The sequence below is a fragment of the Musicola paradisiaca NCPPB 2511 genome (assembly GCF_000400505.1).
In the GTDB taxonomy this organism is placed as follows: Bacteria; Pseudomonadota; Gammaproteobacteria; order Enterobacterales; family Enterobacteriaceae; genus Musicola; species Musicola paradisiaca.
In genome coordinates this window covers 3,166,265-3,180,809 of record NZ_CM001857.1, presented here as the reverse complement: position 1 = coordinate 3,180,809, position 14,545 = coordinate 3,166,265, and the positions used below count along the sequence as shown (strand labels likewise).

Genomic DNA, 14,545 nt, shown 5'->3' with positions numbered 1-14,545 from the left:
TTATACGTTTTTTTAAAATAAATGTTACATGGCGGTAGGCAATGCTGAATCACCATCCTATAATCTGCGCCGCTATAACCGGGCTGCCGGTATTATAATTATCTAACCGGTTGTTATCTGAATACTATTGGGTGAGGTCAATATGACGGTAGAACGTACCTTTTCGATTATCAAACCAAATGCCGTAGCCAAGAATGTCATCGGCGCCATTTACGCACGTTTCGAGAGCGCCGGATTCAAGATTGTCGCTGCTAAAATGCTGCATTTGACACGCGATCAGGCGGAAGGTTTTTATGCCGAGCATCAGGGCAAACCGTTCTTCGACGGTTTGGTTTCCTTTATGACCTCCGGACCTGTGGTGGTACAGGTGCTGGAAGGGGAAAACGCGGTACAGCGCCATCGCGATATTATGGGCGCGACCAATCCCGCTAATGCACTGGCTGGCACGCTCCGCGCCGATTACGCAGACAGTTTTACTGAAAATGCCGTTCACGGTTCGGATTCCGTCGCGTCCGCCGAGCGTGAAATCGCCTATTTCTTCAGCGCCGACGAGATTTGTCCGCGTACCCGCTAAGCGATGTTTCGTCGCCGAGAAAAAATGCGGCTTCGGTAGCATCGCTGTTTTAAACTTTGTACAATGCCGCGCCCCGGATGAGCGCCTGCTCGCCTGGGGCGTTTTTTTATATCATTTCTTTTCGCGCCATAACGTGTAGCAACGAGGCCATGAGTGACTATGTCTGAACACATCGTATCCCCCGCCGTCATGGCGTCTGAAACCGCCATCGTTAATGAAAAAACAGATGGAAAAATCAACCTGTTGGATCTCAATCGTCAGCAGATGCGCGCCTTTTTCGCCGCGTTGGGAGAAAAACCCTTTCGTGCCGATCAGGTGATGAAGTGGATCTATCACTACTGTTGCGACGATTTTAACCAGATGACCGACATCAATAAGGCGCTGCGTACCCGATTGCAGGCGATTGCGGAAATTCGCGCGCCTGATGTGGTGGACGAACAGCGCTCGTCCGATGGCACCATCAAGTGGGCTATTCTGGTCGACGGGCAGCGGGTGGAGACGGTTTATATTCCGGAAGACGATCGTGCGACGTTGTGTGTTTCTTCGCAGGTTGGATGCGCGTTGGAATGCAAATTCTGTTCTACCGCGCAACAGGGGTTCAACCGTAATCTGCGTGTTTCGGAAATCATCGGTCAGGTATGGCGCGCGGCAAAAATTATTGGCGCGGCCAAGGTGACTGGACAGCGACCTATCACCAACGTGGTCATGATGGGCATGGGCGAACCTTTGTTGAATTTGACCAATGTTGTGCCGGCGATGGAAATCATGCTGGATGATTTTGGTTTCGGCCTGTCTAAGCGGCGCGTCACGCTGTCCACGTCCGGCGTGGTGCCGGCGCTGGATAAGTTAGGGGACATGATCGACGTGGCGCTGGCGATTTCCCTGCATGCGCCGACGGATGAAATCCGTAATGAAATCATGCCGATCAACAAGAAGTATGATATTGAAACCTTCCTGGCGGCAGTTCGGCGTTATCTGGATAAGTCCAATGCGAATCAAGGGCGTGTGACGGTGGAGTATGTCATGCTGGATCATATCAATGACGGTACGGAACATGCCCATCAGTTGGCCGAATGCCTGAAGGATACACCCTGCAAAATCAACCTAATCCCCTGGAATCCGTTCCCCGGCGCACCTTACGGCCGCAGTTCCAACAGCCGTGTCGATCGTTTTTCCAAAGTGCTGATGGAATATGGCTTCACGACCATTGTACGCAAGACGCGCGGCGACGATATTGATGCGGCCTGCGGGCAGTTGGCGGGGGAGGTCGTTGACCGTACCAAACGCACACTGAAGAAAAAAATGGCCGAAGGAAGCACGATCGCTGTGAAAAGCATCTAAAAACGATGCAATAACTACCTGAATCTCCGGTCAGGCAGGTGATAAATATGCGAACGAGGCATATGATACAGGGCTGTGTTCTGCCGTTGATGAACGGCGAAACGTACCCGGTTTGTTCAGGTGCGTATGATGATTAACGCTTAGCCAGGATGGCTGTGAGACAAGGAATGTTCAGGGATGAAAGGGATATATGGGCGGCTGTGGGCCGCTGTTGTCGTGTTGCTTGCGGGGTGCACCCATTCGCCGCCGCAGACAGCCGCAACGGCGCTGTCACAAACGCGACTCCAGCTCGGAATGGAGTATCTGGCTCGTAATAATCTGGCGGCGGCGCGGGATAATCTGCAGAAGGCGGAGCAGGTCGCGCCGGACGATTATCGAATTCAACTGGGCATGGCGCTTTACGAGCGGCGAATTGGCGAGAATCAGGCCGCAGAGCGGCGTTATCGGCACTTGCTGCAACGGATGCCTGAGAATGGCAGCGTCCTGAATAATTACGGTGCGTTTCTCTGTAGTTTAGGGCAGTATGTTGAAGCGCAGAGGCAGTTCGTCGCTGTATTGCAACTTTCTGATTACAATCAGGTTGCTGAGGCGACTGAGAATGCAGGATACTGCTTCCTCAATGCCGGCCATCCTGATGAGGCCCGCAGGTGGCTCGGCCAGGCGCTAAAGCGTGATCCGTCAAAAGGCACCCGGTTGTTGGCTGAAGCGGAAAGCCGACTCGACGCCGGGCAACACGAGCAGGCGCTACTGCTCTTGAAGGTTTATCAGGCTGGGCTTTCGGCTACCGAAGAAAGTCTATGGCTGCAAATCCGTTTCGCCGCGCTGGCGAATCATCATGACGAGGTAAAACGTTATGGCGCATTGCTGGCGCGAAGTTTTCCACAATCCAAACAGTACCAGCAGTTTTTAGCTAATGAATACTGAAGCCACTCAAGATAATACTGCGTCAACCACAGTAACTCCCGGTGAACGTCTGCGTCAGGCCCGTGAGCAGTTAGGGCTCACTCAACAGGTTGTTGCCGAGCGCCTGTGTCTCAAATTGACCACCGTCCGTGAAATCGAAGACAACAACACGCCTGCTGGCCTTGCGCCGACTTTCCTTCGCGGTTATATCCGTTCTTACGCCAAACTGGTGCATATTCCGGAAGAGGAATTGTTGCCCATGTTGGAAAAGCATGTGGTGCCTAGCCGAACCTCGACTGTCGCGGCCATGCCCGGTACTGCACTGGGTAAGACGCGCAAGAAGCGTGATGGCTGGTTGATGATGTTCACCTGGCTGATTCTGTTAGGGGTACTCGGGTTGACGGTCGCCTGGTGGTGGCAAAACCATCAGGCTCAGCAGCGTGAAATTAACTCCATGGTCGAGCACGCCAACGCGCCTCAGTCCGGGAAAATGGTGCAGGATACTGATGGTACGAGTGATCCTGAACCGGTAGATACCGAAGATAACAATGCTGGTGATACGGCCAGTCGTATACCTGAGACGTCTGTTGCAGCGGCCGGCATGCCCGTTCAGCCGGCGGCAGGCGACACAAGCGCTCGTGCAGTTGTCGCACCCAGCCAAGCGTCGGTTCAACCATTGCTCAGCCCGGCCGCAGTTGCGCCAGCTACGGCAACGGCTACGGACGCGGCGGCGCCAAATAGCGTCATCATGCGTTTTTCTGCCGATTGCTGGCTGGAAGTCGTGGATGCGACGGGCAAAAAACTGTTCAGCGGCGTTCAGCGCAGCGGCGGGGTACTGAATCTGGTAGGTCAACCGCCCTATCGTTTGAAAATTGGCGCGCCAGGTGCCGTCCAGGTTGAATTTCAGGGCAAGCCGGTAGATCTGAGTCGTTTTGTCAAAAGCCATCAGGTTGCTCGTATCACGCTGTCGGAACAGCAGTAATTCCGCGCTATCAGAGTCATGTGGAGAAGATGTAATGCATAACCCAGCACCCATCGTCCGTCGCAAATCAAAGCGGATTTACGTCGGTAAGGTGCCTGTCGGTGATGGGGCGCCGATTGCCGTGCAGTCGATGACCAATACCCGTACCACCGATGTTGAGGCTACGGTTAAACAGATCCGGTCGCTGGAGCGTGTGGGCGTTGATATCGTCCGTGTTTCCGTTCCCACGATGGATGCGGCGGAAGCATTTAAACTGATCAAACAGCAGGTCGATGTGCCTCTGGTGGCGGACATCCACTTTGACTATCGCATTGCGCTGAAAGTGGCGGAGTACGGCGTTGATTGCCTGCGCATCAACCCCGGCAATATCGGCAATGAAGAACGTATCCGTTCTGTGGTGGACTGCGCTCGCGACAAAAATATTCCCATCCGTATCGGCGTAAACGCCGGCTCTTTGGAAAAGGATTTGCAAGAAAAGTACGGCGAGCCGACGCCTGAGGCGCTGTTGGAGTCCGCCATGCGTCATGTGGACATTCTGGATCGCCTGAATTTCGATACGTTTAAAGTCAGTGTAAAAGCGTCGGACGTTTTTCTGGCGGTACAGTCCTATCGTTTATTGGCTTCCCGTATTGACCAGCCTTTACACCTCGGGATTACCGAAGCGGGCGGCGCTCGCAGCGGTGCGGTGAAATCGGCGATCGGCCTCGGTATGTTGTTGTCGGAAGGTATCGGCGATACGCTGCGGGTTTCTCTGGCGGCTGATCCGGTTGAAGAAGTAAAAGTCGGGTTCGACATTCTTAAATCGCTTCGTATCCGTTCCCGCGGCATCAATTTCATTGCTTGTCCAACCTGCTCCCGTCAGGAATTTGACGTGATTGGTACGGTCAACGCGCTGGAACAGCGCCTGGAAGACATTATCACGCCGATGGATGTTTCCATCATCGGCTGTGTAGTGAATGGGCCGGGAGAAGCGCTGGTCTCTACGCTGGGCGTGACCGGCGGCAACAGGAAAAGCGGCTTTTACGAAGACGGCGTGCGCCAGAGAGAACGTTTTGATAACGAGCAGATGATCGAGCAGCTGGAAGCTAAAATCCGTGCGAAGGCCGCCATGCTGGATGAAAAACAGCGCATCGAAGTGAATGTCGTGGATAAATAAACGGCGGTGGAGCTGCGTGTGAACCGGCTCCCGATGTGAGACCCGGCGTTATAGGCGGCATAACGTTGAAGCGATTGCGCCGTTCCTCCTATAATCGAACCTATTTTAAAAACGCATAGAGAACTGACGTGGCAAAGAATATCCAGGCCATTCGCGGTATGAACGACTACCTGCCCGCCGATACGGCGTTGTGGCAGCGTATTGAAGATAGTTTGAAACAGGTTCTCCGCAACTACGGCTATAGTGAAATCCGTACTCCTCTCGTCGAGCAGACCCCGCTGTTCAAACGTGCCATCGGCGAAGTGACCGATGTGGTGGAAAAAGAGATGTACACCTTTGACGATCGCAATGACGAGAGTCTAACCCTGCGCCCAGAGGGAACCGCGGGGTGCGTTCGCGCCGGGATTGAACACGGGATTTTGTACAATCAGGAACAGCGTCTGTGGTATCTCGGCCCCATGTTCCGTTATGAACGTCCGCAGAAAGGGCGGTATCGCCAGTTTCATCAGATGGGCTGTGAAGTGTTCGGCCTGAAAGGCCCGGATATTGATGCGGAACTCATCCTGCTGACTGCCCGCTGGTGGCGAGTGCTGGGTATCGACCAGCATGTCAGTCTGGAGCTCAACTCCATTGGTTCTTTGGAAGCGAGGGCTCGCTATCGTGATGCGCTGATTGCGTTCCTTGAACAACACAAGGAGCAGTTGGACGAGGACTGTCTGCGCCGTATGTATACCAATCCGCTGCGGGTGTTGGATTCCAAAAACCCGCAAGTGCAGGCTTTGCTCGATGGCGCGCCGGTGATGGTCGATTATTTGGATGAGGAATCCAGAGAACATTTCAATGGCTTATGTGAACTTTTAACGCAGTCTGGCATCACATATACGATTAATCCGCGTCTGGTGCGTGGGTTGGACTATTACAACCGCACCGTTTTCGAATGGGTGACGTCTAGCCTGGGTTCCCAGGGGACGGTGTGCGGTGGTGGTCGTTACGACGGCATGGTGGAGCAACTGGGTGGCGCTGCTACGCCGGCGGTAGGCTTTGCGATGGGCATGGAGCGTCTGGTGCTATTGGTGCAGACCATCAATCCTGCATTCACCGTGCAGTCAGGCGTTGATGCGTATCTGATCTCTTCGGGAGCAGGAACGCAGCAGGCGGCCATTCGGCTGGCGGAAGAATTGCGCGATGCTCTGCCCTGGCTGAAATTGATGACCAACTACGGCGGTGGTAATTTCAAAAAACAATTTGCCCGTGCGGATAAGAGCGGTGCCCGGGTGGCGCTGGTGCTGGGTGAAAATGAGGTCGCCGCCGGGCAAGTGGTGGTGAAGAATCTGACCAGTGGTGAACAGGAAGCCCTGGCACAGTCGGATGTCGTTGCACGTCTGGCTGCATTACTGGAGTGAGGAGAAGGGCAGCGTGGAAGTCTATACCACTGAAAGTGAACAGATTGATGCAGTTCGCCGGTTCCTTGTCGAGAATGGCAAGGCTCTGGCGGTTGGCGTCGTGCTGGGCGTCGGCGCTCTGGTGGGGTGGCGTTTCTGGCAAAACCATCAGGAAAGTACGGCAATGGCTTCTTCCATGGCCTATCAGCAGGCGATGGATACGCTGACTGCGGCTGCGGGCAAGCCGGAAGGTATTGCCGGAATTCAACAATTCGCTGCAGAAGAGCATGGCAGTTATAGCGCGCTGGCATCGCTGTCTTTGGCGCGCCAGTATGCCGATCAGAATGATTTTCCTAAAGCTGAACAGCAACTGCGTCAGGCGTTGAGCCAGACCAAAGATGCTGACTTGCAGACGATTGTGAATCTGCGTTTGGCTCGCGTCTTGTTGCAGCAGAAAAAGGCGGATGATGCTCTGAAAACGCTGGATGCGGTTAAATCCGCCGGCTGGCTCGCCATGGCGGCGGATGTCCGCGGCGATGCGCTGGTCAGCAAGGGTGATACTCAGGGCGCGCGCGATGCCTATAATCAGGGCATTGCCTCTAATCCGCCGCAGGGGCTGCAATCCATATTGCGTATGAAACTGAATAACCTGTCCAGCTAAGAGGGACTCCATGCAATTGCGTAAAACACTTTTGGTCGGGCTGGTTTCTGTGATGCTGCTGAGCGGCTGTTCCCTGTTTGATAACGAAGAAGACGTAGTCAAAATGTCTCCGTTGCCGCAAGTGACCAGTCAGTTCACGCCTACCAAGGTCTGGAGCCGTTCAGTTGGAAACGGTACCGGTGAATTCTATTCGAATCTCCGCCCAGCCTGGCAGGACAACCGTGTTTATGCGGCCGATCGTCGCGGCACGGTAAAAGCCATGGATCTCAATAGCGGCGAAGAAAAATGGCGCGCCGATCTGTCAGAAAAAACCGGGCTATTGGCGAGCAACCGTTCGGCATTGTTGTCCGGCGGCGTCTCTGTTTCCGGCAACCATGTTTATGTCGGTAGTGAACGCGCTCAGATCTTTGCTTTGAATGCGGATGATGGCTCTCAGGTATGGCAGACCAAGGTTGCGGGGGAAGTGCTGTCCCGTCCGGTGGTCAGCGATGGTGTGGTGTTGATCCATACCAGCAACGGCATGCTGCAAGCGTTGAGTGAAACGGATGGCACTATCAAGTGGACGGCGAATCTGGATATGCCGTCGTTGTCGTTACGCGGCGAGTCTTCTCCGGTTGCCGCTTTTGGCGCGGCGATTGTCGGTGGCGACAACGGTCGGGTCAGCGCGGTGATGATCAATCAGGGGCAGATGATTTGGCAACAACGTATCTCCCAGCCGGGCGGCGCGACGGAAATATCTCGTCTGAATGATGTGGATACTACGCCGGTAGTGGCTGGCGATGTGGTATACGCGCTGGGTTACAACGGCAATATGACTGCGCTCGATCTGCGTTCCGGTCAAGTGACCTGGAAGCGCGAAATGGGTTCAGTAAATGATTTTATTGTGGACGGTTCCCGCATTTATCTGGTGGATCAGGATGATCGCGTGGTTGCACTCAATACCAGCGGCGGCGTGGTGGTCTGGAAACAGGGTGATCTGTTGCACCGCAATCTGACGGCGCCTGCGTTGTATAACGGCTATCTGGTGGTCGGCGATGCGGAAGGGTATCTCCACTGGATTGATACCACCGATGGTCGTTTTGTCGCACAGCAGAAAGTGGACAGTTCCGGTCTGCAGAGTAAGCCGATTGTCGCCAGCGATAAACTGGTGGTTCAGTCCAAAAGCGGTGAGGTTTACGCATTCACTCGCTGATCTTGGCGTATAAGTGATTTGCGCCCGTTTAACGGCTCCTGATGGTATCAGGGGCCGTTTCGTCTTTTATCATCAGCAACGAAAATTTGCTGTAACAAACTGAAATATAAGCAATGAGGTTGTAAGAATGATACCTGTCGTCGCGCTGGTCGGGCGCCCGAATGTGGGGAAATCCACACTATTTAACCGCTTGACTCGTACCCGGGATGCATTAGTGGCGGATTTCCCAGGGCTGACACGTGACCGCAAGTATGGTCGTGCCGAAGTGGAGGGCCACGAGTTCATTATCATCGATACCGGCGGTATTGATGGGAGTGAAGACGGCGTGGAGACACGTATGGCCGAGCAATCTCTACAAGCGATTGAAGAAGCTGATATTGTGCTGTTTTTGGTCGATGCGCGCGATGGTCTGATGCCTGCCGATCACGCCATTGCCCAGCATTTACGCACGCGCGAGAAAGCGACATTTCTGGTCGCCAATAAAGTTGACGGTATTGATATCGATACCGGGATTGCCGATTTCTATTCATTAGGATTTGGTGACGTCTATCCGATCGCGGCTTCGCATGGCCGTGGGGTAACGTCGCTGCTGGAAAGTGCGCTGCTGCCGTTTGTCGATGCGGGGGAACCTGAACGCGAACTGACTGAAGAAGAAGAGAATGCGGCCTACTGGGCGGAGCAACTCGGCGAAGAAGAGGGGGAATCCGAAGAGGAAGACGCATTCCCAGTGCCCGCCGATCAGCCGATTAAATTGGCGATTGTCGGACGTCCGAATGTGGGCAAATCCACGCTGACCAACCGTATCCTTGGCGAGGATCGTGTGGTGGTTTATGACATGCCCGGTACGACACGCGATAGCATTTATATCCCGATGGAGCGCGATGAGCGGGAATACATCCTGATCGACACCGCCGGGGTGCGTAAACGCGGCAAGATTACCGATGCAGTGGAAAAGTTCTCGGTTATCAAAACATTGCAGGCTATTGAAGATGCCAATGTCGTGCTGCTGGTGATCGATGCCCGCGAGGGGATCTCGGATCAGGATCTGTCGCTGCTGGGTTTCATCCTCAATTCCGGTCGTTCGTTGGTGATTGTGGTGAACAAGTGGGACGGCTTGTCGCAGGAGATCAAAGAGCAGGTTAAGGAAACGCTGGATCTGCGGCTGGGTTTCATTGATTTTGCCCGTATCCATTTCATTTCAGCCTTGCATGGCAGCGGTGTCGGTAATCTGTTCGAATCGGTAGATGAAGCCTATGAATGCTCTACCCGCCGCGTAGGTACAGCAATGCTGACCCGCATTATGCAAATGGCGGTGGATGATCATCAGCCGCCGTTGGTGCGTGGGCGTCGGGTGAAGCTGAAGTACGCTCATGCCGGTGGTTACAACCCACCGATTGTGGTGATCCACGGCAATCAGGTGAAGGACTTGCCGGATTCTTACAAGCGTTACCTGATGAATTATTACCGTCGTTCGCTTGATGTGATGGGAACGCCTATCCGTATTCAATTCAAGGAAGGGGAAAACCCCTATGCCGGCAAGCGCAATACGCTAACAGCCAGCCAGCAGCGAAAACGTAAACGCCTGATTCAACACATCAAGAAAGGCAAATAAGACAGACCGGGGTTGGTGCTACCACCCCGTTTTTTATGAACTACATCCCTATGGTCTGCATGGCGTGTTGCCGAAAACGTATCGGATGTTTTTTTATGCCGTGCGCGTCGGTATTGCAACAGGTTCGGCGTTTATTCGGTATGACGAAAAGCGGAGTCGTGATATGGAGGCATATTGCCCAGAGTGTCGGCAATCCATGCAGTGGCGTAACGCAGAGCGGTTCTATTGCGTTTCCTGCGAGCGGTCGTTTGAGCGCCTGGCGTTGTGTCCGGAGTGCCGGTTACTGCTGCAGAGACTAAAAGCCTGTGGGGCAGACAGTTATCTCTGTCAGCATGGTCATGGGCTGATATCCCGCTCCCGCGTTATTTTTTGTTATCAGCCAGTGCCGTCGGAGTGAATAGCGTAGAACAGTAACAGGCGCCAGCGTGTGATCGGCTGGCGCACCTACCGACGAGCGGTGGTTACTGCTTTTCAAGTTTGTCGTAATAGTCGTGTTCGTTCAGGATACCGGTGTCAACGCCGACCTGATGCCAGGCTTGCAATACGATATCAGCCACCACTTTGTTGAATAACTGCTCGGCGTGTTCGACGGTTAGCCTGGCGAAAATGGAAAAATCCGCATTGGCAGGCAGGTTGCTGTCGCACATGGCGGCATACCAGATTTGTCCCGCCTTTTCCCAGGAATGCCCGCCGAGCGCCATCGCCACCAGATAGAAAGCCCGATTGGGAATACCGGCGTTAAGGTGTACGCCGCCGTTATCTTCACGAGTGTTGACGAAATCGCGCATGTGGGCGGGTTGTGGATCCGTACCGATCAGCAGGTCGTCATAGGCAGTTCCCGGGCGGGCCAACGAACGTAGCCCCTTGCCGTCGATATCCTCGGTAAACAAACCGGCGCCAATGATCCAGTCGGCCTGTTGCACGGTTTGTTTCAATTGGAACTGTTTGATCATCGATCCGAAAATATCAGACAGTGATTCATTCAACGCCCCTGACTGACGGGAGTAAATCAGACTGGTTTCATGGTCTATAAGCCCGTGCACCAGTTCATGGCCGACGATATCCACAGCGATGGTAAAGCGATTGAAGATCTCGCCGTCGCCGTCACCAAACACCATCTGGCGCCCATCCCAGAATGCGTTTTGGTAGTTTTTGCCGTAATGAACGATTCCTTTTAATGCCAATCCTTTGTTATCCAATGAATTTCGTCCAAAAACTTGCCAAAAGAAGTCATAGGTAGCACCAAGATGGCTATAAGCCTCTTCGACGGCAATATCACCGTTGCCGGATTGCCCTTCCGCACGGATTAATGTGCCGATCGGTGGTTGCAGGCTCTGATTGCCGGCATTGAGGATTGTGCGCTGAGGCTTACCGCCCAAACGTTCTTCGTGATCAGGATATGGCGTCGCTGGCTCGACCATCAGTGACTGAACGTGCATCAGAGTCCGCTGGGCGCAATAGCGCTGTTCGTCAGAACCATTGTTGATAATCCGGTGCAGTATGTAGGGCGGAATGATGCTACGGACAGACTTCATTCGTGATCTCCTTATGCATGACTAAGTATGGCTCGTAACAGATTATCGACAGGGGTCTATTACTTCGCTTAGGTAGTAAGTATAGACAGAATAATTAGCGCTGTCCCTTATCAGGCCTTGCCTGTAGCCGGACTGTCACGATGTTTCGGCGTATTTCAGTCAGTCGTTTTTCGTGTTTTGGAACGGCGTTTTGGCGCAATGCTGGAAGATAACGCCTGCACGTCGGTTATCCGGCTTTCAACCCACCCATCCTGTAAGCGGGTTTTCAACGTATCGCCGAGACTGGCCTGTCGAGTTTGGGTCAAGACTTGGCCGTCAGCCGCTGTTGTCACGCTATAACCACGAGCCAGCGTTGCCAGCGGGCTGACCGCTTCCAGATGGGAACATAATTCGCCAAAACGCTGTTTCTGCTGGCCTAATTGTTTTTCCAACAGAGATTGCAACCGATAACGAAGTTGTTGTAGTTGCTGGTGGGCGCGATGTAATCGCGGTTGTGGTTGTTGTTGCATCAGACGCTGAAAGGCGCGTTCCTGACGGCGCTGCGTCTGGCGTAGCTGTTGTTGCATTGCTTCATCCAACCGTTGGCTCAGGCGGATTAGCTGTGTTTGCTGGCGGGCCAGGCGCAACTGGGGGTGTTGCTGTTGCAGGCGGTGATGCAATCGGGAAAAACGCTGTTGGCATTGGGCAAGGTAGTAATCCATCGCCATATCGAGCCGTTGGCGCTGAGTCTGCAGCCTGCGCAGCAATTCCGTCTGGTCGCGACTGACCAGTTCTGCTGCGGCGGACGGCGTTGGGGCGCGCAGATCGGCGACAAAATCGGCAATGGTGACGTCAATTTCGTGCCCGACAGCACTGACGATCGGGATGTTGCTGGCGAAGATGGCGCGGGCGACACGCTCGTCGTTAAAGCTCCATAGATCTTCCAGTGAACCGCCGCCACGGCCAACGATCAAAACGTCGCACTCCTGCCGTTGGTTGGCCAATTCAATGGCGCGGACAATCTGCAATGGCGCTTCAACCCCCTGTACTGCCGTAGGGTAAACCACCACTGGCAGCGAGGGATCGCGTCGCTGCAAAACCTGCAAAATATCATGCAGGGCTGCACCGCTGGCGGAGGTGATGACACCGATTCGGTACGCCGGTTTGGGTAAAGGTTGTTTATGTTGTTGATCAAACAGCCCTTCGGCGGACAACCGTTGCTTCAAGTGTTCAAACTGCTGTTGCAGTAGGCCATCACCCGCCGGATGCATACTGTCCGCCAGCAGCTGATAATCCCCCCGGGGTTCGTAAAGCGTTACGCTGGCGCGGATCAACACTTGCTGACCATTCTGTGGTCGAAAAACCACCCGACGGTTGCTGGTGCGGAACATGGCGCAGCGCACCTGAGCGCGTTCATCTTTCAGGGTGAAATACCAGTGTCCAGAAGCCGGTTGGGAGAAGTTGGATATTTCGCCGGAAAGCCAGATCAGGCCCATTTCGCTTTCCAGCAGCTGTTTTACCGTTTGATTCAGACGGCTGACAGTAAAAATAGCGGACAAGGGAAGTTGAGACATTGTGAGCTAGATCAAAAATTTAAATGAAGGTTAATCTGTCAATACTACTAGTCGTAAGGAGGTTCGCAAGCATTTTTATAAAATAGTGCTGGAGGCAATCGATTTCGGCCTGTATAATTCCACGGCAATATTTTATCTAACCCCCAACCAAAATTTTGGTGAGATATTGCCCATGTTACGTATCGCTAAAGAAGCATTGACCTTCGACGACGTCCTTCTTGTTCCTGCCCATTCTACTGTTCTGCCTAATACTGCTGATCTGAGCACACAATTGACTCAGCGTATTCGCCTGAATGTCCCTATGTTGTCCGCTGCTATGGATACAGTCACTGAGTCCGATCTGGCGATCGCGCTGGCTCAGGAAGGCGGTATTGGCTTCATTCACAAAAATATGCCCATCGAGCGCCAGGCGGAAGAAGTCAGCCGGGTAAAACGCCATGAAAGCGGCGTCGTGGTCGATCCCCAAACCGTCACGCCGGAAACGACGCTGCGCCAGGTCAGGGAACTGACCGAACGTAATGGGTTTGCCGGTTATCCGGTAGTGACTGAACACAATGAGCTGGTGGGGATTATCACCGGTCGTGATGTGCGTTTTGTTACCGATCTGGATCGCCCTGTCAGTGCCGTCATGACGCCGAAAGAGCGTCTGGTGACGGTAAAAGAAGGTGAGGCCCGTGAGGTGGTGCTGCAAAAAATGCATGAGCGCCGCATCGAAAAAGCGTTGGTGGTCGACGGCCAGTTTCATTTGGTTGGCATGATCACCGTTAAAGATTTCCAGAAAGCCGAACGTAAGCCGAATGCTTGTAAAGACGAACATGGGCGTCTGCGTGTGGGGGCGGCGGTGGGCGCCGGTGCGGGCAATGAAGAGCGTATCGACGCGCTGGTGGCGGCCGGCGTCGATGTGTTGCTGATCGACTCTTCTCACGGTCATTCCGAAGGCGTGTTGCAGCGCATCCGTGAAACTCGCGCCAAATACCCGGATTTGCAAATCATCGGCGGTAACGTGGCGACCGGCGCTGGCGCGCGCGCGTTGGCCGAAGCCGGCGTGAGTGCGGTGAAAGTCGGTATCGGCCCTGGCTCAATCTGTACGACTCGCATCGTAACCGGCGTGGGCGTACCGCAGATTACGGCGATTTCCGATGCGGTCGAAGCACTCGAAGGTACCGGAATTCCGGTGATCGCCGACGGCGGCATCCGTTTCTCCGGCGACATCGCCAAAGCACTGGCGGCGGGAGCTTCCTGCGTCATGGTCGGTTCGATGTTGGCGGGTACCGAAGAATCTCCGGGAGAGATCGAACTGTATCAGGGCCGGGCGTTCAAGTCCTATCGCGGCATGGGGTCGCTGGGCGCGATGTCCAAAGGCTCGTCCGATCGTTACTTCCAGTCTGATAACGCGGCGGACAAACTGGTGCCGGAAGGCATCGAAGGCCGCGTGGCTTATAAGGGCCGTCTGAAAGAGATCGTGCACCAGCAGATGGGGGGGGTTGCGCTCCTGCATGGGCTTGACCGGTTGCCCGACCATTGAAGCGTTGCGCACCAAAGCGGAATTTGTTCGCATCAGCGGCGCGGGTATTCAGGAAAGCCACGTACACGACGTCACCATTACCAAAGAGTCGCCGAATTACCGCATGGGCTAAGGGTAACGGCAGGCTGA

Annotated in this window: 12 protein-coding genes and 1 pseudogene; 11 read left to right on the top strand and 2 right to left on the bottom strand. The window is 54.2% G+C overall.

The genetic code is table 11. The annotated features are described in order from the left end of the window. The first annotated feature begins 142 nt into the window (after positions 1-142). The 10 genes from ndk (at position 143) to DPA2511_RS22920 (ending at position 10,200) form a co-directional block, all read left to right on the top strand. Positions 143-574 carry a nucleoside-diphosphate kinase gene (gene ndk, locus DPA2511_RS14070; RefSeq protein ID WP_015854423.1) on the top strand — a complete coding sequence of 144 codons (432 nt, stop codon included), beginning with the start codon at positions 143-145 and terminating at the stop codon, positions 572-574. Positions 575-733: 159 nt separating this feature from the next. Further along, entirely contained in the window at positions 734-1,915 is a 1,182-nt protein-coding gene (locus DPA2511_RS14065) for a bifunctional tRNA (adenosine(37)-C2)-methyltransferase TrmG/ribosomal RNA large subunit methyltransferase RlmN (RefSeq protein ID WP_015854422.1), read from the top strand. Positions 1,916-2,092: 177 nt separating this feature from the next. Then, positions 2,093-2,839, top strand: coding sequence for a type IV pilus biogenesis/stability protein PilW (pilW, locus tag DPA2511_RS14060; protein ID WP_015854421.1), 747 nt, complete (start codon positions 2,093-2,095; stop codon positions 2,837-2,839). After that, positions 2,829-3,800 (top strand): cytoskeleton protein RodZ, encoded by a 972-nt coding sequence (gene rodZ, locus DPA2511_RS14055; protein ID WP_015854420.1) that lies wholly within the window; start codon positions 2,829-2,831, stop codon positions 3,798-3,800. Before pilW ends, rodZ begins: the two co-directional genes overlap by 11 nt. Positions 3,801-3,834: 34 nt before the next feature. Beyond that, positions 3,835-4,956, top strand: coding sequence for a flavodoxin-dependent (E)-4-hydroxy-3-methylbut-2-enyl-diphosphate synthase (gene ispG / locus DPA2511_RS14050; RefSeq protein WP_015854419.1), 1,122 nt, complete (start codon positions 3,835-3,837; stop codon positions 4,954-4,956). 128 nt (positions 4,957-5,084) lie between these two features. Next, positions 5,085-6,359, top strand: coding sequence for a histidine--tRNA ligase (hisS, locus tag DPA2511_RS14045; RefSeq protein WP_015854418.1), 1,275 nt, complete (start codon positions 5,085-5,087; stop codon positions 6,357-6,359). A 13-nt stretch (positions 6,360-6,372) separates the two neighbouring features. After that, entirely contained in the window at positions 6,373-6,999 is a 627-nt protein-coding gene (locus DPA2511_RS14040; RefSeq protein ID WP_015854417.1) for a YfgM family protein, read from the top strand. 10 nt (positions 7,000-7,009) lie between these two features. Next, on the top strand, positions 7,010-8,191 hold the full coding sequence (bamB, locus tag DPA2511_RS14035) for an outer membrane protein assembly factor BamB (RefSeq protein WP_015854416.1): 1,182 nt from the start codon (positions 7,010-7,012) through the stop codon (positions 8,189-8,191). 127 nt (positions 8,192-8,318) lie between these two features. Then, positions 8,319-9,803: a ribosome biogenesis GTPase Der gene (gene der / locus DPA2511_RS14030; RefSeq protein WP_015854415.1), complete on the top strand. Its 1,485-nt coding sequence runs from the start codon at positions 8,319-8,321 to the stop codon at positions 9,801-9,803. A 163-nt stretch (positions 9,804-9,966) separates the two neighbouring features. Beyond that, a complete protein-coding gene (locus DPA2511_RS22920; RefSeq protein ID WP_015854414.1) occupies positions 9,967-10,200 on the top strand; it encodes a zinc ribbon domain-containing protein in 234 nt (77 codons plus the stop codon). Positions 10,201-10,264: 64 nt separating this feature from the next. Here the strand turns inward: DPA2511_RS22920 and DPA2511_RS14025 are convergent, their stop codons facing one another. Together DPA2511_RS14025 and xseA are read right to left on the bottom strand one after the other, a co-directional pair. After that, a complete protein-coding gene (locus DPA2511_RS14025) occupies positions 10,265-11,338 on the bottom strand; it encodes a M4 family metallopeptidase (protein ID WP_015854413.1) in 1,074 nt (357 codons plus the stop codon). A 155-nt stretch (positions 11,339-11,493) separates the two neighbouring features. Then, the gene (gene xseA, locus DPA2511_RS14020; protein ID WP_015854412.1) at positions 11,494-12,891 is read right to left on the bottom strand and encodes an exodeoxyribonuclease VII large subunit; all 1,398 of its coding nucleotides are present in this window, start codon (positions 12,889-12,891) and stop codon (positions 11,494-11,496) included. 172 nt (positions 12,892-13,063) lie between these two features. On the opposite strand from xseA, the pseudogene guaB reads away from it, so the two are divergent. Next, a pseudogene (gene guaB / locus DPA2511_RS21850) lies at positions 13,064-14,528 on the top strand (IMP dehydrogenase). Positions 14,529-14,545 lie beyond the last annotated feature (17 nt).

Coding starts and splice junctions, on each gene's coding strand:
- DPA2511_RS14025 (WP_015854413.1), bottom strand. CDS start 11,338: ATGAAGTCTGTCCGTAGCATCATTCCGCCCTACATACTGCACCGGATT.
- DPA2511_RS14065 (WP_015854422.1), top strand. CDS start 734: ATGTCTGAACACATCGTATCCCCCGCCGTCATGGCGTCTGAAACCGCC.
- pilW (WP_015854421.1), top strand. CDS start 2,093: ATGAAAGGGATATATGGGCGGCTGTGGGCCGCTGTTGTCGTGTTGCTT.
- bamB (WP_015854416.1), top strand. CDS start 7,010: ATGCAATTGCGTAAAACACTTTTGGTCGGGCTGGTTTCTGTGATGCTG.
- DPA2511_RS22920 (WP_015854414.1), top strand. CDS start 9,967: ATGGAGGCATATTGCCCAGAGTGTCGGCAATCCATGCAGTGGCGTAAC.
- rodZ (WP_015854420.1), top strand. CDS start 2,829: ATGAATACTGAAGCCACTCAAGATAATACTGCGTCAACCACAGTAACT.
- der (WP_015854415.1), top strand. CDS start 8,319: ATGATACCTGTCGTCGCGCTGGTCGGGCGCCCGAATGTGGGGAAATCC.
- ispG (WP_015854419.1), top strand. CDS start 3,835: ATGCATAACCCAGCACCCATCGTCCGTCGCAAATCAAAGCGGATTTAC.
- ndk (WP_015854423.1), top strand. CDS start 143: ATGACGGTAGAACGTACCTTTTCGATTATCAAACCAAATGCCGTAGCC.
- xseA (WP_015854412.1), bottom strand. CDS start 12,891: ATGTCTCAACTTCCCTTGTCCGCTATTTTTACTGTCAGCCGTCTGAAT.